The following is an 18,411-nucleotide window of genomic DNA, read 5'->3' as shown; positions in this document are numbered from 1 at the left end:
ACTAAAGTAACTTAGTTAACTTGATGTAATGTGGCATTTAAAGTTTGAAATGGCATAACTTAGACTTAGGAGTCGCAATGGAATTCAGCGTTAAAAGTGGTAGTCCAGAAAAGCAACGCAGTGCTTGTATTGTTGTTGGGGTGTATGAGCCACGACGTTTATCGCCGGTTGGTGAGCAGCTGGATAAAATCAGCGAAGGCTATATTTCCAATTTATTGCGCCGTGGTGACCTAGAAGGTAAACCAGGGCAAGTACTGTTGTTACACCATGTACCAAATGTATTGAGTGAACGCGTTTTATTAGTTGGTTGTGGTAAAGAGCGAGAGCTTGACGACAAGCAGTACAAACAAATTATTTCAAAAACCATCAATACCTTAAATGAGACAGGCTCGATGGAAGCTGTGTGCTTTTTAACTGAGCAACATGTTAAAGGTCGAGATACATATTGGAAGGTAAGACAAGCAGTTGAAACCACACAAGACTGCTTATACACCTTTAATCAGCTAAAAAGTAAAAAGAGCGAAGCTAGACGACCACTGCGTAAAATCGTCTTCAATGTCCCTACTCGCAGAGAGTTAACAATTGGCGAAAACGCCATTGAACACGGCCTAGCAATTGCCGCTGGTGCTAAACTGTGTAAAGACGTTGCCAACATGCCGCCCAATATTTGTAATCCTCGCTATTTAGGTGAGCAAGCGGAGTTACTAGCCAAAGAGTTTGACAATGTTAAGGTCAATTTAGTTGGCGAAAAAGAAATGGAAGAGCTCGGTATGCATTCATACTTAGCTGTAGGACGAGGCAGTGACAACGAGTCTGTCATGTCAGTTATTCACTATAACGGCGCTTCAGATAAACAAGCACCAATTGTCTTTGTTGGTAAGGGTCTGACTTTCGACTCAGGTGGTATTTCAATCAAGCCAGGCGAAGGCATGGATGAGATGAAGTACGATATGGGCGGCGCAGCGGGCGTGTTAGGTTTAATGCGCGCAGTCGTTGAAATGCAGCTACCTCTTAACGTGATCGGTGTATTAGCTGGCTGTGAAAATATGCCTAGTAGCCGAGCATACCGACCTGGTGATATTCTCACCACTATGTCTGGACAAACGGTAGAAGTACTAAATACCGATGCTGAGGGCCGCTTGGTATTATGTGACGCATTAACATACGTTGAGGCGTTCGAGCCAGATACAGTCGTTGATGTTGCCACACTGACTGGAGCTTGCATTATCGCATTGGGTCATCATGCATCAGGGTTGCTATCGAATCATAACCCGCTTGCACATGATTTATTAAAAGCATCCGAGCAAAGCGGTGATAGAGCATGGCAACTACCTCTTTGGGATGATTATCAAGAACAACTGAAAAGCCCATTTGCAGACTTCACCAATTTAGGTGGACGTCCAGCTGGTACTATCACGGCAGCTTGCTTCCTATCGAAGTTCACCAAAAAGTACAATTGGGCACATATTGATGTAGCCGGCACGGCTTGGCGAAGTGGTGCCAATAAAGGTGCAACAGGACGACCAGTACCAATGCTCATGCAGTATTTACTTAATCGTGCAAATATAACCGAAGGCCTGCAAGATTAAACACCCTATGCAAATATGTACAGATTTTTGAAGCGGTGTTAAATAACTCACTTCAAAGTCTACTGTAGATTGATGAGAGCCGTATTCTGTGTCAGAATGCGGCTTTATTTTGAACGCTGATCAGACACCAAGTATTTTTACTCTGTGTATCTCAATCAGTACTGAAGATAAGTCACATGCCATGTCAATCAACGCACACTTTTTGGTGTTAAAGCATGATCAAGAGCCTAGTACGCAAATCCCGGCTCATTTTGATCTTGCAGCGCGAAGTGCTGCAAAACTGTACCGTGCAGGGCAACGTGTTTTCATTTACGTAGATACGGTAGAAGACGCCCATGCAATTGACGAACATTTGTGGCAGTTCGACGCTGATAGTTTCGTACCACACAACCTACAAGGAGAAGGCCCTAAAGGTGGCGCTCCTGTAGAAATTGGCCAGATGCCCCCTGTAGGGCGACGTGCGATACTCATTAACCTTGCCACACATATCCCGGATTTTATCCGACGATTTGAGCAAGTATACGACTTTGTCCCTGTCGAGCCGATGGCCAAACAGGCTGCCCGGGAAAGGTTCAAACAGCTGCGCACCATTGGCGCAAATATTTCAACAAAAGAAATTGATAACTAAAGTATTTTTAAAGGTTCTGTGTAATGGATAAAACCTATAACCCACAAGATATTGAACAGTCTTTATACCAAGACTGGGAAGAAAACGGCTACTTTAAGCCTTCAGGGGAAGGCGACGCATACTCAATCATGATCCCGCCGCCAAACGTCACGGGTAGCCTACACATGGGCCATGCGTTCCAAGATACCATAATGGACACCTTAACGCGTTATCAGCGTATGAAGGGGAAAAATACTTTATGGCAAGTGGGTACCGATCACGCAGGTATTGCAACGCAAATGGTTGTTGAGCGTAAACTGGCAGCTGAAGAAGGTAAAACGAGGCATGACCTTGGCCGTGAAGAATTTATAGATCGCATCTGGAAATGGAAAAATGAGTCTGGCGGCACCATCACTAAACAGTTGCGTCGTTTAGGTGCTTCTGTGGATTGGGAACGTGAGCGTTTCACCATGGATGAAGGCTTGTCTGAAGCAGTTAAAGAAGTCTTTGTTCGATTATACAAAGAAGACCTAATTTACCGCGGAAAGCGCCTTGTTAACTGGGATCCAAAACTACATACTGCGATTTCTGACCTTGAAGTTGAAAATAAAGACAAACAAGGTCACATGTGGAATCTTCGCTACCCGCTAGCTGATGGTATAAAAACGAAAGATGGCAAAGACTACATTATCGTAGCAACCACACGACCAGAAACCATGCTAGGCGACACAGGTGTTGCAGTTAACCCTGAAGATGAACGCTATCAAGACTTAATTGGCAAAGAGATTTTGTTGCCTATCGTTAATCGCCGCATTCCAATTGTTGCTGATGAGCATGCAGATATGGAAAAAGGCACTGGTTGTGTAAAGATCACGCCAGCACACGACTTTAACGACAACGAAGTTGGCAAGCGCCATCAGCTTCCAATGATCAACGTCTTCAATAAAGACGCAGCAGTCCTTGCAGAGGGCGAAAGCTATACTTTTGATGGCAAAGAGCTTTCTCTAGATGCGCCAATTCCGGATCGTTTCCACGGCCTTGACCGTTTCGATGCACGAAAGCTGATCATCGAAGAATTTGAGCAAGCAGGTCTATTAGAAAAAATTGACGATCACAGTTTAACAGTGCCTTATGGCGACCGCTCAGGTGTCGTTATTGAGCCGCTATTAACTGACCAGTGGTATGTTCGTGTTGCGCCACTTGCAGAGCCTGCAATTAAAGCCGTTGAAGACGGTGATATTCAGTTTGTACCTAAACAGTATGAAAACATGTACTTCTCTTGGATGCGTGACATTCAAGATTGGTGTATCTCTCGCCAACTTTGGTGGGGTCATAGGATCCCAGCTTGGTATGATGCAGAGGGTAATGTATACGTAGGCCGTGATGAAGCCGAAGTGCGCAAAGAAAATAACCTCGCTGATGACGTTGTTTTATCTCAGGACGACGATGTATTGGATACTTGGTTCTCTTCTGCTCTTTGGACATTCTCAACGCAGGGCTGGCCAGAAAATACCGAAGACCTTAAAGTCTTCCATCCATCTGACGTACTAGTGACTGGTTTTGACATCATTTTCTTCTGGGTTGCCCGTATGATAATGATGACTATGCACTTCGTGAAGAATGACGACGGTACGCCACAAGTGCCATTCAAAACAGTGTACGTTACCGGTCTTATCCGTGATGAGAACGGCGATAAAATGTCAAAGTCAAAAGGTAACGTACTTGACCCTCTTGATATGATTGACGGTATTGATCTAGAAAGCTTAGTTACCAAACGTACAGGTAACATGATGCAACCTCAATTAGCGAAAAAGATTGAGAAAAATACACGTAAAACCTTTGCTGATGGTATAGAAGCACATGGTACAGATGCGCTGCGCTTTACGCTTGCTGCGATGGCGTCTACTGGTCGAGATATCAACTGGGATATGAACCGATTAGAAGGCTACCGTAACTTCTGTAATAAATTATGGAATGCAAGCCGCTATGTCCTGATGAATACCGAAGAGCAAGATTGCGGTTTTAATGATGCACCAAAGCAATACTCACTAGCAGATCGTTGGATCCTCGGCCAATTCCAAAATACTGTTCAAACATTTACTGAACACCTGGACAACTACCGTTTTGATTTGGCTTCTACTACTATCTATGAGTTCACTTGGAACCAGTTCTGTGACTGGTATCTAGAACTAACGAAGCCTGTACTATTCAAAGGCAATGAAGAACAACAGCGCGGCACTCGTCACACTTTGATCACCGTATTGGAAGGCTTACTGCGTTTAATGCACCCATTAATGCCATACATTACAGAAACGATTTGGAAACGTGTTGCTCCACTGGCTGGTATTGAAGCCAATACAATTATGCTTCAAGCATTCCCAGAGTTTAATGCCGATATCGTTGATGAGCAGGCTATGGCCGACCTTGAATGGGTTAAACAGTTTATCCTTGCTATCCGTAATATCCGTGGTGAAATGGACATCAGTCCAAATAAACCTCTGAGTGTACTATTGGCAAATGTAAGCGAACAAGATCAGCGTCGCCTAGATGAAAACCAAGCCTTCTTGAGTTCGCTGGCCAAGTTAGAAGCGTTTACGGTACTAGCAAGCAAAGATGATGCACCAGCATCAGCAACAGCGTTTATTGGTGATCTAGAAATTATGATCCCAATGGCTGGCCTGATTGACGTGGAAGCTGAATTGGCTCGTATTGCTAAACAGCTTGAAAAAGCGGAGAAAGGCTTATCACAAGTAGAGAAAAAGCTAGCGAACGAGAAGTTTGTTAATAATGCTCCTGCCGCAGTGCTTGAAAAAGAGAAAGCAAAACTCGCTGAGTTTAGTGATGCGAAAGCAAAACTACTAGAGCAAAAGACAAAGATAGAAACTCTTTAATCTTTACTTATGGCTCAATAAAAAACCACGCTATCTAGCGTGGTTTTTTATTATTCTACTTCAAAAGTAAGTTTTGATAATTGCAATTAATACCTTGTATTAAGCACACAGAGACGTGATCTTTACGTTGTTGTGTATTTTTAAAATCAAATTATTAATAATGGTATCTAATATTACAATTGCTCAAATAGGCTATCCGTACTCAGCCCTTCATGTTGCAAAATATCTTTCAACCGACGCAGTGCCTCCACTTGGATCTGTCTGACCCGCTCACGAGTTAAGCCAATTTCCCGGCCAACATCTTCAAGTGTCGACGGTTCGTAGCCCAATAAACCAAAACGACGAGCAAGCACTTCGCGCTGCTTTGGATTAAGCTCCCCAAGCCAATCAACAATATGTCGATTAATGTCTTTATTCTGCACTTCACTTTCAGGTTCATAACCCCTTTCATCCGCAATGATATCTAACAGTGCCTTATCGTTATCACCGCCAATTGGCGTGTCTACGGATGTGATCTTTTCATTCAAGCGCAGCATTTTACTGACATCCTCAACAGGTCTGTCAAGGCACTCAGCTATCTCTTCAGCTGTTGGTTCATGATCAAGCTTTTGAGTAAGCTCTCTTGCTGTTCTCAAATATACGTTCAATTCTTTGACAACATGAATTGGTAGGCGAATAGTGCGGGTTTGGTTCATGATAGCGCGTTCAATGGTTTGTCTAATCCACCAAGTCGCGTATGTAGAAAATCTAAAACCCCTTTCAGGATCAAACTTTTCTACGGCTCTTATCAGGCCTAAATTGCCTTCTTCAATTAAATCAAGCAATGCAAGACCACGGTTGTTGTAACGGCGAGCAATCTTCACAACCAACCTTAAATTACTTTCAATCATTCTCTTACGAGAAGCTTCACAGCCCTTAAGAGCCTTTCTCGCAAAATATACTTCTTCTTCAGCACTAAGCAGCGGTGAAAAACCAATCTCTCCGAGATATAGCTGAGTTGCATCTAAGTTCTTAACTGAATCATCTTTGGCAAATATCTCTTCTTCACTATCGATATCTTCCAAAAGCTCTTCATTTGGACCATCTTCATTATCCCCGTCAAACTTATCGTCTAATTCCGGGTTCACTTTACTTTTCTGTTTTGCTGTTTGAGCCATAAGCATCCTCCCAAGCGAATAAGTGATAGTGTTCCATCAATACGTCGATACGCTATTTTTTAGGCAGATACCTTATTGGGTCTACGGATTTTCCTCTGTACCTTACTTCAAACCTCAAAGCTACCGAGCTTGCATCCGAACTCCCCATTTCGGCAATCTTCTGCCCCACTTTAACCTGCTGCTGCTCTCTTACTAGCAATTTGGAATTGTGGGCATAGGCACTAAGATAATCATCTGTGTGTTTTAAGATAATTAAATTGCCATAGCCTCGTAATGCACTCCCTGCATAAACAACAATGCCACTTGCCGCAGCTTTTATCGATGTCCCTGTTTTGTTTGTGATCTGTATTCCCTTGTAGCCATTTTCTTTAATAGAAAAGCGTCTTGTCACTTTACCTACTGCGGGCCAATTCCACCGTACCTTTTTATTCAACAAAGTACTGGTGTCATTGGTTTTTTTACTGGCTTGACTTTGAACATACTCTCGTTGCTTAGGGGGATCAAGCTCTTTTTTTGAGGGTTTGTTATTTAAAGGTTTATTAGTTGTATATTTTTTGGTTTTAAGCGGCGTTTTTTTAGCCGTTTTGTTAGATTTTTTAGGATAGGTTAGTAAAATAGTTTGACCGGGATAAATGGTGTAGGGAGGCTTAATTTTGTTGATTTTGGCAACTGTTCTTATATCTTTATTTGCACTAAATGCAATGGAAAATAATGTATCACCTTTTTTCACCTTGTAGCGGTTATTTTTAATGTGAATTTTTTTTGACGATGTGGTCTTACCTTTACTCAGGTTGACCACAGGCGCTGGCGTATGAACAGATGAACAAGCTACGAGTGAACTACAAAGTAGACCTACTATTAAAAAGTTCGAACGTCTCACCCACATTCCATTAAATTCCATTACTTACATGCATGTGTACTTAAAAGCACTAATAAAAATCAATTTATCAGGGTTACCAATAATTTTCCTCATTTATTTACGTAATCGGTCCAGCCACAAGCGGTACAAACCTAACAGGGGCGATTGCCTGATGCTTTATTTGACCTTTTTGCTTTGTAAATAAGGTTAACACTTGCTCTTCAACTCCCAACGGAATTACCATTGCACCTCCCTCTGCAAGTTGGGCTAACAAGGACTCAGGAACAACTGCAGCAGCCGCAGTGACAATAATACCGCTGAAAGGCGCCTTAGATTCCCACCCCTGCCAGCCGTCCCCATGTTTCATAGAAACATTGTACAAATCAAGTTGATGTAGGCGTCTTTTCGCCTGCCACTGTAACGCTTTAATTCTCTCTATACTGCACACGGTGTCGAACAACTGTGCAAGAATCGCCGTTTGATATCCAGATCCCGTGCCCACTTCGAGAATTTTATCGTGGATTCCGAGTTGACGTAATACTTCCGTCATTTTGGCCACTATATAGGGTTGAGAAATAGTCTGCCCTTGCCCTATCGGTAGTGCGGTATTTTCGTACGATTTATGCTTTAGCACATCGTCGATAAATATATGCCTAGGAGTATTAGCCATGATGTTTAAAACCGCATCATCTTGTATACCTTGCGATCTCAAGCTTTCAATGAGCTTACTGGCACTGCGTTGGTAGTTGTTCAGCAAAACCGTTACTCCTGAGAAGACAGCCAAGTTGCTAGGCGTTCAAGACTCTCATGTGCCGTCATATCAACCGTCAAAGGCGTTATCGCCGCATAACCTTGTTTAACAGCATAAAAATCAGTCCCCTCCCCTGCATCACTTTCAGTTCCAAGTGTTCCATACCAATAAATATCTCGGTTCCATGGATCTCTTTGTTTGGTCATGGTATCCGCTTTGTGTCGCGAGCCTAAACGCGTCACCTTAAAGCCTTTCAGTTCAGACAATGGAATATCTGGTACATTGATATTAATAATTTGATCCTTGGGTAAGGGATGGCTGCCCAAAGCTTTAATGATTTTCAAGGTCACAGCAGCTGCTGTTTCGTAGTGAGCCTCCTGTTTTGAGCAAAGGGATACAGCAATCGCTGGTAAACCTAAATGTCGCCCTTCGGCGGCAGCGGCAACAGTTCCAGAGTACAAGGTGTCATCTCCCAAGTTTGCACCATTGTTAATGCCAGCTACGACAAGATCAGGGGGATCTGTAAGTAACTGATTGACACCCAAATGAACACAATCTGTTGGTGTTCCATTCACAGAAATAAAACCATTGTCTAATGTCGTTGTACGTAACGGATTCAAAAGAGTCAGCGAGTTACTTGCACCACTACAATTTCGATCTGGTGCTACTACAGTTACGTCCGCAAGTTCACTTAATGCTCTGAAAAGCACTTCAATACCTTTAGCACTTACGCCGTCATCATTGCTCAGCAGTATTTTCACGTTTCTAGTTCTCCATTCTGTGGCTTTTCAATCAAACTTACATCTTTGTGTTCGATAAGCTCCCTGAGTACCGATGTAGCGTAACACCCTTTTGGCAGCTCAAAGTTCAATTGCAGTGTTTTAGGGTCGATTGTTTTGACTTGCAAATCTTTAGGTACGACTCTCAAGCTTCGGCGTTCATTTTTCAAACCTAGTGACGCAAGACCTTGGTGCCAATCTGCAAATTTTTCAAGCCAAATTCGCTCAACCTCTGTCAGCCCTTTTTCACCTTTACCAACTAGGGGAGCAGACAATAAAATATCGCCTTGGCTCAATCGTTCTACAATTTCGTCATTTAGATCGTCCTCAAAAAAAGCATTACTCCCAGAGAGTAAGAAAACTTCTCTTTGCCAAGTTTTAGCGAGGCCATGCTCTTTAACTCTATTAGAGACAATCTGATTAAAAATGTATGATCTAGCAGCTGAAATCACAATACCACGCAGTTTTTTATCTCTAATCTGCTCGCCTGAAAAAAGACGCTCAGCCATAGTCAAATTATGACCATCATGCCCAAAACGTTGCTCGGCAAAATAATTTGGCACGCCTTGTCTAACGGCATTAATGCGAGATAATACGTCTAAATGATTGGTGACGTTTCGCAAGGTGATCACGAACCGGTTGCCTTTGTGGCAGCCTGTTTTCAATTTCCGATTGTGTCGTATTTGATTGATGACCACCATGGAGTCAGAGTTTAGCTGCGAAAAGTCTATATGCTTTTTAATTGGTACAGGCACACTAAACCACTGTGTGCATACTCCGTGACGATCTTTTAACCCTGCATAACTGACGTCCCGAGGTGCAACGCTTGCAAACTTAGCAATTTGCTTAGCTAGATAAGCTGTATTTTCACCACGTTTGATGATTTGCAAGCATACGTGCTCGCCCTCACCTGTAAATTCAATATCAAGTACTTCTTCTACGACAAAATCCTCTGGATTTTGTTTGAAGTCGCCTTGAGATTGCGGCTTACCGTAGAGGTAGTTTAAAGAAGCAATAACATCAACCACTTATCTACACCTTAAAAAGTAACACAACGGCGTGGCTTGAAATACCTTCTTTGCGCCCCTCAAAACCGAGCTTTTCAGTTGTGGTTGCCTTAACATTGACTTGTTCTAATTCAATTTGACAGTCTGAAGCCAAATTGGCTCTCATGGCGTCAATATGGGGTCGCATTTTAGGGGCTTGAGCAACAATGGTTACATCCAAATTTCCCACTTTATAACCTTTAGTCGCCACTTGCTCAATCACTCTTCGTAAAAGAATACGACTATCAATATTTTCAAACTCATCGTCAGTATCAGGAAAATGCTTGCCGATATCACCAAGGGCAAGTGCCCCCAACAATGCATCACACAGGGCGTGTACTGCTACATCACCATCAGAGTGTGCAATAAAGCCTTGTTCAAACTCTATTTTTTCTCCACAAATTACCAGAGGCCCCTGACCGCCAAATTTGTGTACATCAAAGCCATGACCGATTCTAAACATACTAAATACTCTTTTGCTGTTGTTCCATTAAGAAACATGCCAGCGCATGATCTTCTGGAGTGGTAATTTTTATATTGTCGGAGCGCCCGCAGACTAACTGGACAGGCTGATTTGCTCTTTCCATTGCAGACGCTTCATCAGTTATCAACGCACCGTCTTCTAGGGCACTTTCCAATGACTGTAACAGTACCTGATAAGGAAATAACTGGGGTGTCAAGGCCTGCCACAGCTGATCTCTTGGTACTGTGTGTTCACTGTGTGTGTTACCTTTTTTAATTGTGTCCTTAACCCGACAGGCTAATATGCCACCTTCTCCCGCATTAATGCAGCTAGAAATCAAGTTGTCGATATCGGCAATATCAACTAGTGGTCTGGCTGCATCATGCACCAACACCCACTCTGGTGGGTTACTTCGCAACGATTTGAGAGCATTGAGCACAGAATCAGCACGCTCTTTTCCCCCAGATACTCGAGTAACATTCAAATTATCCAAGTTTAAATTCTCGAAATAACCATCTTCATCACTAACAGCAACAATTATTTGATTAATAGTGTCGACTTGCGACAACTTGCTCAATGTATGCTCTAAGATGGTCTTGTCACCGATTTTCAAATACTGTTTTGGATGGTTTAGCCCCATTCTGGAGCCTACACCGGCCGCAGGGACAACTGCCGCTAATGATATTGCTTTATTCATAGTGCTTCTTTGGTAATACACGGATAAAAGTTTCATCAGGTTTGATCATACCCAACTCATGGCGCGCGCGCTCTTCCACACCCTCCAAACCCAACTTGAGATCCTCAATATCCGCTTTCAGTAATTTATTTCTTTTGAGTAGTTCAGCGTTCATCTGTTGGTGAGTACTTACTGTCTCAGTTATTCTTCTATAGTCTTGCAAGCCATGATGACCAAACCATAGCTTATATTGAATGTAAGCACATAGGCAAAACAGCGCTAATTGAAATAAACGCATAAAACATACCCTAATATATAAACGCTGTAGTCATGTCGCCAATTGCGAGAGTGTTAACTAGATACTATTTTCTTTTTCGTTACATTGCGCCAATTAATGCTGCTAGCCAGTAGCATCTCTCTTAGGCCAAGTAATCTCGGAGTTGCTATTTTATGATATTGCCAACGGTGACCACAACAGGCTGCCGTCATTAAAGCTTTACTTGGCTTCAATAAAGAGGCGTTTTTATCCTCTTCACCACTCCCTGAAAGCTCAAACCATCCATACTGATTGCAGTGAATTTGCGAAGGCTTTATTTGATCAATCATGTCAATGCAGAGTCGCGTCTCATGTTCTACCGTCAACATCACAGGTACAACCAGCCCAACTTCTGCATGCTGCTCATAGTACCGTTGCACCACGGTTTGCTCTTGTGATGGTATTTTTTTCTGGGACGCAACCCAGCAACCATTGTGGCTGTCTAATTGCAATGGAACTTCACCCAATACAATGTGCGTTGCAGCCCGCTCTACATAGTAGGGTAAGCTTGCAAGCAATCTTTTTAGCCTTCCCGGATCAGACTCATTGGACAGAGTGTTGATTTCTCTTGTATAAAACACATTAACAAGCTCTGCAAAGACAAGCCGTGAAGCCTCATCTTGCCAGATCGTTGTTTGCTGCTTGCTAGTGTTACACTCTTCCAAAGCCCCTCCTATATGAGGATTTTATATCATGGCATCACTTCTAAATACAGCCAATCCAGCAAAATAACAAGGCGATGATTTAATTTCCTTTAGGTCGCTGCCCAAGCTTTGCTTCACCTGACTCTAAAAACTGTACAGCCGCATCACGTTTTTTACCGAGTAACAAACTGCCATCGACTAAAAACATAAAGTTTTGCCAGCAGCGTTTGAACACTCCAAACTGTGTCTCAATAACATGATCTCTCGACAAGCAAAAATAAACGGTTGTATTGTCTTCCCACTGCAAATATTCTGTGATCTCAGAAGGTAATAGTGGCTCACCTTCCTCCCACTTGCCCTCCCAATCGACAACCTCCTCCCAATTATCTTCTTTACCAGCCCAATCAGTGGGGGTAAAAAAGTCAGGATGATCTTGCTCCCGGCTAACCATTGTGCTCCAAAGAACAGCAGCGCGCTGTGCCGTCATAGGTTTTATTTGGGCCAAATCCAACTCGTCAATCGGGAGGTCCTTATGTCTAAAAACCCATGCTTTCTTGAAATCGCCAAGCGCAATATAATTCATGTATTAAAACCTTATTTCATAGATAAACGAGCATACTCTCTCGCTATTGAATAAGCCAATTATACCCAGTCATATGAGGACTCAACAATGCCTAACCAAGTTAAAAAAGGGATATACCGACATTACAAGGGTAAAGAATACCAAGTGTTGTTTGTTGCAACCCACAGTGAAAGCGAAGAACCCCTTGTGATCTATCAAACTCTATATGGAAACTATGACCACTGGGCAAGGCCACTTAGCATGTTTATTGAAAATGTCATTGTCGATGGCGAAACACAGCCTAGATTTCAATTTGTACGTGAAGAATGAAATTTGATAGTGAAAATAGAAGTGTGGCAAACTGATACCATGATCTCCTCAGACCACAATAAATAATGTTCAAAGGCACAAGTACATATATCGCGACAGCGGCACTACAGCAGGCGGTTAATGCCGCCATTCTTTTGGAGAAACCACTGCTTATCAAAGGTGAACCTGGTACAGGTAAAACTCTGTTAGCAGAAGAGCTAGCACAAAGTTTAGACACCGAATTGATTCAATGGCACATCAAGTCTACAACCAAAGCTCAGCAGGGCCTCTATGAATACGACGCGGTCTCGCGTCTGCGCGATAGCCAATTGGGCGATGAACGTGTTCATGATGTCAATAACTACATCATAAAGGGGAAATTGTGGCAGGCATTTTCGGCAAAAAAACGCCCAGTTCTTCTCATCGATGAAATAGACAAAGCCGACATCGAGTTTCCAAATGACCTCCTGCTCGAACTCGATAAAATGGAGTTTCATGTCTATGAAACACAGCAGCAGGTAAAAGCAGATATTCGACCTATCGTCATCATTACGTCAAATAACGAAAAAGAGCTGCCCGACGCGTTTTTGCGCAGATGCTTCTTCCATTACATCGATTTTCCATCACTTGAAGAAATGAAAGCCATTGTGGATGTCCATTTTCCAAATTTAAAAACAACGTTGTTAAATCAAGCATTGGAAGTATTCTTCAATTTACGAGACATTAGAGGCCTAAAGAAAAAGCCCAGCACCAGTGAGCTATTAGACTGGCTAAAGTTACTCCTTGCTGAAGATATTGACGCAGCAACACTGCATGATAAGACACATCAAGGTGGCCTGATGCCTTTATTTGGTGCTTTGTTGAAAAATGAGCAAGATGTCACCTTAATTGAAAAACTCGCATTTATGAGTAAAAGATAATGCTCATCGAGTTCCTGTTTACTCTGAGACGGCACGGTATTAAAGCAAGTCTAAGAGAGTTGTTAGATTGCTTAGCCGCGCTTGAGAAAGGGCTATGTTTTGGCAGTCTCGATGACTTTTATACACTTAGTAAGGTCATCTTCGTAAAGGACGAAACCTTATTTGATAAGTTCGATCGCGCGTTTGCTGACTACTTCCAAGGTGTAGAACAAGTAAATATTGCCAATGCACTTCAACAACAAGCCTTGCCCGCAGACTGGTTGAGAAAAGAGTTCGAGAAACACCTTAGCGATGAAGAAAAAGCCAAGCTCAAAGCCTTAGGTGGTTTAGATAAGCTTATGGAAGCACTTAAGAACCGCCTTGAAAAGCAGCAAAAAAGACACGCTGGTGGCAACAAATGGGTTGGTACTGGTGGCACGTCTCCATTTGGGGCATACGGATATAACCCCGAAGGAGTTCGTATTGGTCAACATGAGAGCCGCCACCGAAAAGCGGTGAAAGTGTGGGACAAACGACAATACAAAAACCTCGATAAAGATGCAGATCTCAGTACCCGAAATATGAAGCTAGCAATTAAACAACTGAGAAAGTTTGCTCGCAGTCATGAGGGGGAGGAGCTTGATTTAAACAATACGATTGAAGCGACAGCAAAACAAGGCGGACTCTTAGATGTTAAGATGGCACCGCAAAGACACAATGCCATCAGCGTTCTCATGTTGTTTGATATTGGCGGTTCGATGGACGATCATATCCAAATTTGCGAACAGCTTTTTAGTGCTGCTCACAGCGAGTTTAAACACTTAGAGTTTTTCTATTTTCACAACTGTGTATATGAGCATGTTTGGAAAGATAATGAACGATTAAACGACTCACTGCTTGACACCTACCAGCTCATTAATAAATTCGGCAAAGATTACCGCTTAATATTTGTTGGTGATGCAACGATGGGCCCGTATGAAATCACCTACCCAGGTGGAAGTGTCGAGCATTGGAATCAAGAGCCTGGCCGTGTTTGGTTGCAACGCCTTACCGACCACTTTGACAAAGTCGCTTGGCTAAACCCGCAGCCAAAAAACTATTGGAATTATTATCAGTCTATTGAGCAAATTGATGGGCTCATGGAGAGAAGGATGTACCCACTGACATTGGAAGGTATTGCTCAAGCTGTAAAAGCGCTGACATAACAATTGTGGTTCTACATTGAAGAGCCCGTGTATAAATGCGATTGCACGGGCTATACCTGAGAGGTGCTGACTAACTAGGCGTTGTATTTTTTAAAGATCAAAGAAGTATTAATTCCACCAAAAGCAAAATTATTCGACATAACATAATCCATATTTCTTTGCTCACCTTGACCGGTTACATAGTGCAGTGGCGCACACTCTGGATCTACTTCGGTGAGGTTCAGTGTGGGTGCACACCAATTTGAATTAAGCATATTAATACATGCCCACGCTTCTATCGCTCCACACGCTCCTAGAGTATGCCCTAGGTAGCTCTTTAACGAGCTAATTGGCTTTTCACCAAATACTGAAAATGTCGCATGTGACTCTGCAATATCTCCGCGATCTGTTGCTGTACCATGGGCATTCACATAGCTGATCTGTTCTGGTTGTAATTGTGCATCCCGCAAAGCTAAACGCATCGCCTCTTCCATTGTCACCGACGTCGGTTGAGTAATATGCTGACCATCTGAATTAGTACCAAAACCAACTACTTCAGCGAGTATAGTGGCCCCCCTTGCTTTGGCAAACTCTAGCTCTTCAAGAATAAGCGTACCTGCCCCTTCACCTATCACTAAACCGTCTCTGGCTTTGTCAAATGGTCGAGGTGTATTTTCTGGCGCAAGTTTTGTTGAAGTTGCATATAAAGTGTCAAATACAGCGGCACCAGAGACACATAACTCCTCTGCACCACCAGCAATCATAACCTTTTGACGTCCAGACTGTATTGCTTCGTAAGCATAACCAATTCCCTGTGAACCGGATGTACATGCCGAACTTGTTGTCACAACTCGGCCTTTAGCACCAAAGAATACTCCGATGTTAACCGCTGTTGTATGTGCCATCATTTGAATATAGCTTGTCGCGGTAATACCTGACATGTCTTTGTTACTCAATAACTTGCCAAATTCAACGGTCGGAGCAGTCGAGCCAGAAGATGAACCATAAGAAACACCTGTGTCGCCATTGGTCAAGCTTTCGTGTTGCAACAACCCAGCTTGTGCCAGCGCCTTTTCTGTGGCAACCGTTGACATCAATGCAACACGGCCCATAGAACGGATCATTTTACGTTTATAGTGTTTTGGCTTTTCAAAGTCTTCAACAGGAGCTGCAACTTGAGTGTTTAATTCAGCAACATCTGCCCATTCAGGCATCTGCTTAATCGCACTTTGGCCATTTTGCAGATTGGCTTTAAAACTTTCCCAATCTTGACCTAGAGCAGTGATCGCAGACATGCCTGTAACAACAACACGCTTCATTATACCAACCCACCATTTACAGAAATAACTTGACGAGTAATGTAACCAGCTCCATCAGACATCAAAAAGGCCACTGTCGCTGCGACTTCTTTGGGTTGCCCCGCTCTACGCATAGGGATCAGCTTTTTAATTTCATCGATCTCCGCCCCTTCCGTCATATCTGTTTCAATCAACCCTGGAGCAACGCTATTGACGGTTATCTTTCTTTTTGCAAGCTCTAAAGACAGCGCCTTTGTTGCACTAATAACACCGCCTTTTGCAGCACTATAGTTAACCTGTCCTCGATTGCCAGCAATACCCGAAACAGAGGTTACGGTGATAATTCGACCACCTTTTCGCATTTGGATCATTGGCATCAAGACGGGATGAACGACATTATAGAAACCGTCTAGCCCCGTACGGATCACGCTGTCCCAATCATCATCAGTCAATGCAGGAAAAGCACCATCGCGAGTTATGCCTGCATTACAAACAACACCATAGTAAGCACCAAACTCTTCGATATCGTTTAACAACGCTTCTTTGGCGGCTTGACGATCGCACACATCAAATTGCAATACAGTTACATGGCGCCCCAACGCTTCTAGCTCACTTTTGAACGCCTCAGCCATGGCCACGTTGCTACGACAATGTAGTGCAATATCATACCCTTGCTGTGCTAATTCAAATGCGATAGCCTTGCCAATACCTCGGCTAGAGCCCGTAACTAAAATTCTTTTTTGCATTATTGCCCCTTGATAAAACCTTGTGGATCGTCAGGCTGAAAGACATTTACTTTAGCTTCAGCCAACAATTCGTCATTGTACTTAATTTTACAATCAAATACACCAAGACCACTTTCTTCTTTGTGCAATTCCTCTACACTTACAACGAGGTTTTGAGCGGCTTTGAAGTAAGGGGTGTGCGTCTTATATTTTCTCGAGCCTAATAAAAAGCCAATATCAATAGTGCCACCATTATCCAATGCCTTAGCACCAGCATAAGCCGCGACCATCTGTGCCATGTACTCAATCCCGACGTAACTCGGTACACCTTTTTCAGACATAAACGGGGATTCCGCCGTAACACACACTGTTCCTTGGGCGTGGTTGTCATCGTATGCAGTCAACTCAGTGATAAGTATCATCGGATCGCGATGTGCGATTAGCTGCTCAATGCCATAGCTATTCTTCTTCATTTCTAGTTCCTAGAATAAGGCTGATATTGTTTCCACCAAATGCAAAAGAATTACTCAAACATAGCTTAGGCTTAGTATAATTTGTGGCATTTACCAATGAAATTTGGGGTAAACTCATATCTCTTGGTTTTGTCATTTTATGCATTGGCAAAGGTGTTTGGTGATCATCGAGAAGTAGCCAGCAAAGCCCAGCTTCCAAAGCGCCCGCAGCTCCAAGTGTATGACCGGTAAAACGCTTAGTTGAACTCGCATTAACGTTATCAGCAAACACATCAAACACCGCTTTTGATTCCATCTCATCATTTTTCACAGTACCCGTGCCATGCAAGTTTACATAATCTATGTCAGATACATCGCACCCAGCCATCTCTAAAGCTTGCTGCATCGCAGATATAGCTCCAGCCCCGCAGGGATCGGGCGCTGATATATGATAGGCATCGGAGCTTTCACCAACACCAAACAATGCAATTTTGCTCACTTGGTTGGACATGATAAATAACGCTGCCGCTTCTCCAATATTAATCCCGTCACGCTCCTGTGCAAACGGTTCACATAAAGAAGCTGATACCGATTCTAAAGCGTCAAATCCATTCACGGTGAGTCGACACAAAGAATCTACACCACCACATATCACAATATCGGCTAAGTCGCTGTCTAGTAACATATGAGCGGTCATCATTGCTTTTGCACTAGAGCTACATGCTGTTGATATCGCATATACAGGGCCTAAAGCACCTGCAAGGTCTGCAATAAACTGTGCTGGCGCTACAAGCTCTTGGCACTGGTAATCATATTCTTTAGGGAAGCCACCTTGCTCTTTAAAATGCAAAGCGGCTTCTTCACCAGTCGCAACGCCTGATGTACTAGTACCTATCACAACAGCGATGCGCTTTTTTTCTACCCCCTGACTTAACGTCAGAAAAGCACTTTCAATTTGAGAATAAGCCAGCTTGGCCAAGGCGTTGTTTCTAGTCTGATAGTGGCTAGGAAATGGCTCCAATGACGGCAACTTGCCTCGCACTTTACCAACATAAACCGGCCTTCCTGAGGTGTGTAATTCAGAGTCTAAGCTCAAATATTCTTGCTCAGGATTTTTCAACGCTTGTTTAATTTCACTCTGGCCACAACCCAATGAGCAAACAATACCCAAATCATTTATAAATGAAGTCATAATCTCAACTCA

20 protein-coding genes are annotated in these 18,411 nt (G+C 43.0%); 6 read left to right on the top strand and 14 right to left on the bottom strand.

Annotated features, from left to right (window positions below; all coding sequences use genetic code 11):
- The first annotated feature begins 77 nt into the window (after window positions 1-77).
- The 3 genes from pepA (at window position 78) to QNM18_RS26115 (ending at window position 5,087) form a co-directional block, all read left to right on the top strand.
- Window positions 78-1,589, top strand: a complete 1,512-nt coding sequence (pepA, locus tag QNM18_RS26125) for a leucyl aminopeptidase (protein ID WP_211012673.1) — start codon at window positions 78-80, stop codon at window positions 1,587-1,589.
- Window positions 1,590-1,770: 181 nt separating this feature from the next.
- The gene (locus QNM18_RS26120; RefSeq protein ID WP_036976329.1) at window positions 1,771-2,217 is read left to right on the top strand and encodes a DNA polymerase III subunit chi; all 447 of its coding nucleotides are present in this window, start codon (window positions 1,771-1,773) and stop codon (window positions 2,215-2,217) included.
- Window positions 2,218-2,240: 23 nt separating this feature from the next.
- On the top strand, window positions 2,241-5,087 hold the full coding sequence (locus QNM18_RS26115; protein ID WP_284138844.1) for a valine--tRNA ligase: 2,847 nt from the start codon (window positions 2,241-2,243) through the stop codon (window positions 5,085-5,087).
- 173 nt (window positions 5,088-5,260) lie between these two features.
- Here the strand turns inward: QNM18_RS26115 and rpoS are convergent, their stop codons facing one another.
- The 10 genes from rpoS to QNM18_RS26065 all read right to left on the bottom strand — a co-directional run bounded on the left by rpoS (window position 5,261) and on the right by QNM18_RS26065 (window position 12,361).
- Complete coding sequence (gene rpoS / locus QNM18_RS26110) at window positions 5,261-6,244, bottom strand: RNA polymerase sigma factor RpoS (protein WP_023399458.1); 984 nt, start codon at window positions 6,242-6,244, stop codon at window positions 5,261-5,263.
- 52 nt (window positions 6,245-6,296) lie between these two features.
- The gene (locus QNM18_RS26105; protein WP_417714871.1) at window positions 6,297-7,124 is read right to left on the bottom strand and encodes a peptidoglycan DD-metalloendopeptidase family protein; all 828 of its coding nucleotides are present in this window, start codon (window positions 7,122-7,124) and stop codon (window positions 6,297-6,299) included.
- A 97-nt stretch (window positions 7,125-7,221) separates the two neighbouring features.
- On the bottom strand, window positions 7,222-7,860 hold the full coding sequence (locus QNM18_RS26100; RefSeq protein WP_211012671.1) for a protein-L-isoaspartate(D-aspartate) O-methyltransferase: 639 nt from the start codon (window positions 7,858-7,860) through the stop codon (window positions 7,222-7,224).
- Between the two features lie 5 nt (window positions 7,861-7,865).
- A complete protein-coding gene (surE, locus tag QNM18_RS26095) occupies window positions 7,866-8,615 on the bottom strand; it encodes a 5'/3'-nucleotidase SurE (RefSeq protein WP_211012670.1) in 750 nt (249 codons plus the stop codon).
- A complete protein-coding gene (gene truD / locus QNM18_RS26090; protein WP_284138857.1) occupies window positions 8,612-9,649 on the bottom strand; it encodes a tRNA pseudouridine(13) synthase TruD in 1,038 nt (345 codons plus the stop codon). The genes surE and truD overlap by 4 nt, the downstream gene beginning before the upstream one ends.
- 16 nt (window positions 9,650-9,665) lie before the next feature.
- Entirely contained in the window at window positions 9,666-10,142 is a 477-nt protein-coding gene (ispF, locus tag QNM18_RS26085) for a 2-C-methyl-D-erythritol 2,4-cyclodiphosphate synthase (RefSeq protein WP_211012669.1), read from the bottom strand.
- Window position 10,143: 1 nt separating this feature from the next.
- Window positions 10,144-10,839, bottom strand: coding sequence for a 2-C-methyl-D-erythritol 4-phosphate cytidylyltransferase (gene ispD, locus QNM18_RS26080; RefSeq protein ID WP_284138843.1), 696 nt, complete (start codon window positions 10,837-10,839; stop codon window positions 10,144-10,146).
- Window positions 10,832-11,116, bottom strand: coding sequence for a cell division protein FtsB (ftsB, locus tag QNM18_RS26075; protein WP_023399451.1), 285 nt, complete (start codon window positions 11,114-11,116; stop codon window positions 10,832-10,834). The genes ispD and ftsB overlap by 8 nt, the downstream gene beginning before the upstream one ends.
- Window positions 11,117-11,169: 53 nt before the next feature.
- Window positions 11,170-11,799 carry a hypothetical protein gene (locus QNM18_RS26070; protein ID WP_211012667.1) on the bottom strand — a complete coding sequence of 210 codons (630 nt, stop codon included), beginning with the start codon at window positions 11,797-11,799 and terminating at the stop codon, window positions 11,170-11,172.
- A gap of 79 nt (window positions 11,800-11,878) precedes the next feature.
- Entirely contained in the window at window positions 11,879-12,361 is a 483-nt protein-coding gene (locus QNM18_RS26065) for a DUF2947 family protein (RefSeq protein ID WP_211012666.1), read from the bottom strand.
- An 87-nt stretch (window positions 12,362-12,448) separates the two neighbouring features.
- Here QNM18_RS26065 and QNM18_RS26060 point away from each other — a divergent pair, with 87 nt between their 5' ends.
- The 3 genes from QNM18_RS26060 to QNM18_RS26050 all read left to right on the top strand — a co-directional run bounded on the left by QNM18_RS26060 (window position 12,449) and on the right by QNM18_RS26050 (window position 14,753).
- Window positions 12,449-12,670: a DUF1653 domain-containing protein gene (locus tag QNM18_RS26060; RefSeq protein ID WP_211012665.1), complete on the top strand. Its 222-nt coding sequence runs from the start codon at window positions 12,449-12,451 to the stop codon at window positions 12,668-12,670.
- A 65-nt stretch (window positions 12,671-12,735) separates the two neighbouring features.
- A complete protein-coding gene (locus QNM18_RS26055; RefSeq protein ID WP_211012664.1) occupies window positions 12,736-13,569 on the top strand; it encodes an AAA family ATPase in 834 nt (277 codons plus the stop codon).
- On the top strand, window positions 13,569-14,753 hold the full coding sequence (locus QNM18_RS26050; protein WP_284138842.1) for a vWA domain-containing protein: 1,185 nt from the start codon (window positions 13,569-13,571) through the stop codon (window positions 14,751-14,753). The genes QNM18_RS26055 and QNM18_RS26050 overlap by 1 nt, the downstream gene beginning before the upstream one ends.
- 74 nt (window positions 14,754-14,827) lie before the next feature.
- On the opposite strand, the gene QNM18_RS26045 is transcribed toward QNM18_RS26050, so the two are convergent.
- The 4 genes from QNM18_RS26045 to QNM18_RS26030 are packed head-to-tail and all read right to left on the bottom strand — an operon-like array spanning window position 14,828 to window position 18,399.
- Window positions 14,828-16,051 (bottom strand): beta-ketoacyl-ACP synthase, encoded by a 1,224-nt coding sequence (locus tag QNM18_RS26045; RefSeq protein WP_284138841.1) that lies wholly within the window; start codon window positions 16,049-16,051, stop codon window positions 14,828-14,830.
- Window positions 16,051-16,776: a 3-oxoacyl-ACP reductase FabG gene (gene fabG / locus QNM18_RS26040; protein WP_211012661.1), complete on the bottom strand. Its 726-nt coding sequence runs from the start codon at window positions 16,774-16,776 to the stop codon at window positions 16,051-16,053. Before fabG ends, QNM18_RS26045 begins: the two co-directional genes overlap by 1 nt.
- The gene (locus tag QNM18_RS26035; protein WP_284138840.1) at window positions 16,776-17,228 is read right to left on the bottom strand and encodes a hotdog family protein; all 453 of its coding nucleotides are present in this window, start codon (window positions 17,226-17,228) and stop codon (window positions 16,776-16,778) included. Before QNM18_RS26035 ends, fabG begins: the two co-directional genes overlap by 1 nt.
- Complete coding sequence (locus QNM18_RS26030) at window positions 17,215-18,399, bottom strand: beta-ketoacyl-ACP synthase (protein ID WP_284138839.1); 1,185 nt, start codon at window positions 18,397-18,399, stop codon at window positions 17,215-17,217. Before QNM18_RS26030 ends, QNM18_RS26035 begins: the two co-directional genes overlap by 14 nt.
- Window positions 18,400-18,411: the final 12 nt, after the last annotated feature.

Source organism: Pseudoalteromonas obscura, from assembly GCF_030135505.1.
Lineage (GTDB): Bacteria > Pseudomonadota > Gammaproteobacteria > Enterobacterales > Alteromonadaceae > Pseudoalteromonas > Pseudoalteromonas obscura.
The sequence above is the reverse complement of the archived record's forward strand: the minus strand, read 5'-3'. Positions and strand labels throughout refer to the sequence as shown.

Coding starts and splice junctions, on each gene's coding strand:
- QNM18_RS26120 (WP_036976329.1), top strand. CDS start 1,771: ATGTCAATCAACGCACACTTTTTGGTGTTAAAGCATGATCAAGAGCCT.
- QNM18_RS26115 (WP_284138844.1), top strand. CDS start 2,241: ATGGATAAAACCTATAACCCACAAGATATTGAACAGTCTTTATACCAA.
- QNM18_RS26060 (WP_211012665.1), top strand. CDS start 12,449: ATGCCTAACCAAGTTAAAAAAGGGATATACCGACATTACAAGGGTAAA.
- QNM18_RS26065 (WP_211012666.1), bottom strand. CDS start 12,361: ATGAATTATATTGCGCTTGGCGATTTCAAGAAAGCATGGGTTTTTAGA.
- QNM18_RS26030 (WP_284138839.1), bottom strand. CDS start 18,399: ATGACTTCATTTATAAATGATTTGGGTATTGTTTGCTCATTGGGTTGT.
- fabG (WP_211012661.1), bottom strand. CDS start 16,776: ATGCAAAAAAGAATTTTAGTTACGGGCTCTAGCCGAGGTATTGGCAAG.
- QNM18_RS26055 (WP_211012664.1), top strand. CDS start 12,736: ATGTTCAAAGGCACAAGTACATATATCGCGACAGCGGCACTACAGCAG.
- pepA (WP_211012673.1), top strand. CDS start 78: ATGGAATTCAGCGTTAAAAGTGGTAGTCCAGAAAAGCAACGCAGTGCT.
- ispF (WP_211012669.1), bottom strand. CDS start 10,142: ATGTTTAGAATCGGTCATGGCTTTGATGTACACAAATTTGGCGGTCAG.
- ftsB (WP_023399451.1), bottom strand. CDS start 11,116: ATGCGTTTATTTCAATTAGCGCTGTTTTGCCTATGTGCTTACATTCAA.
- rpoS (WP_023399458.1), bottom strand. CDS start 6,244: ATGGCTCAAACAGCAAAACAGAAAAGTAAAGTGAACCCGGAATTAGAC.
- QNM18_RS26050 (WP_284138842.1), top strand. CDS start 13,569: ATGCTCATCGAGTTCCTGTTTACTCTGAGACGGCACGGTATTAAAGCA.
- QNM18_RS26045 (WP_284138841.1), bottom strand. CDS start 16,051: ATGAAGCGTGTTGTTGTTACAGGCATGTCTGCGATCACTGCTCTAGGT.
- QNM18_RS26035 (WP_284138840.1), bottom strand. CDS start 17,228: ATGAAGAAGAATAGCTATGGCATTGAGCAGCTAATCGCACATCGCGAT.
- ispD (WP_284138843.1), bottom strand. CDS start 10,839: ATGAATAAAGCAATATCATTAGCGGCAGTTGTCCCTGCGGCCGGTGTA.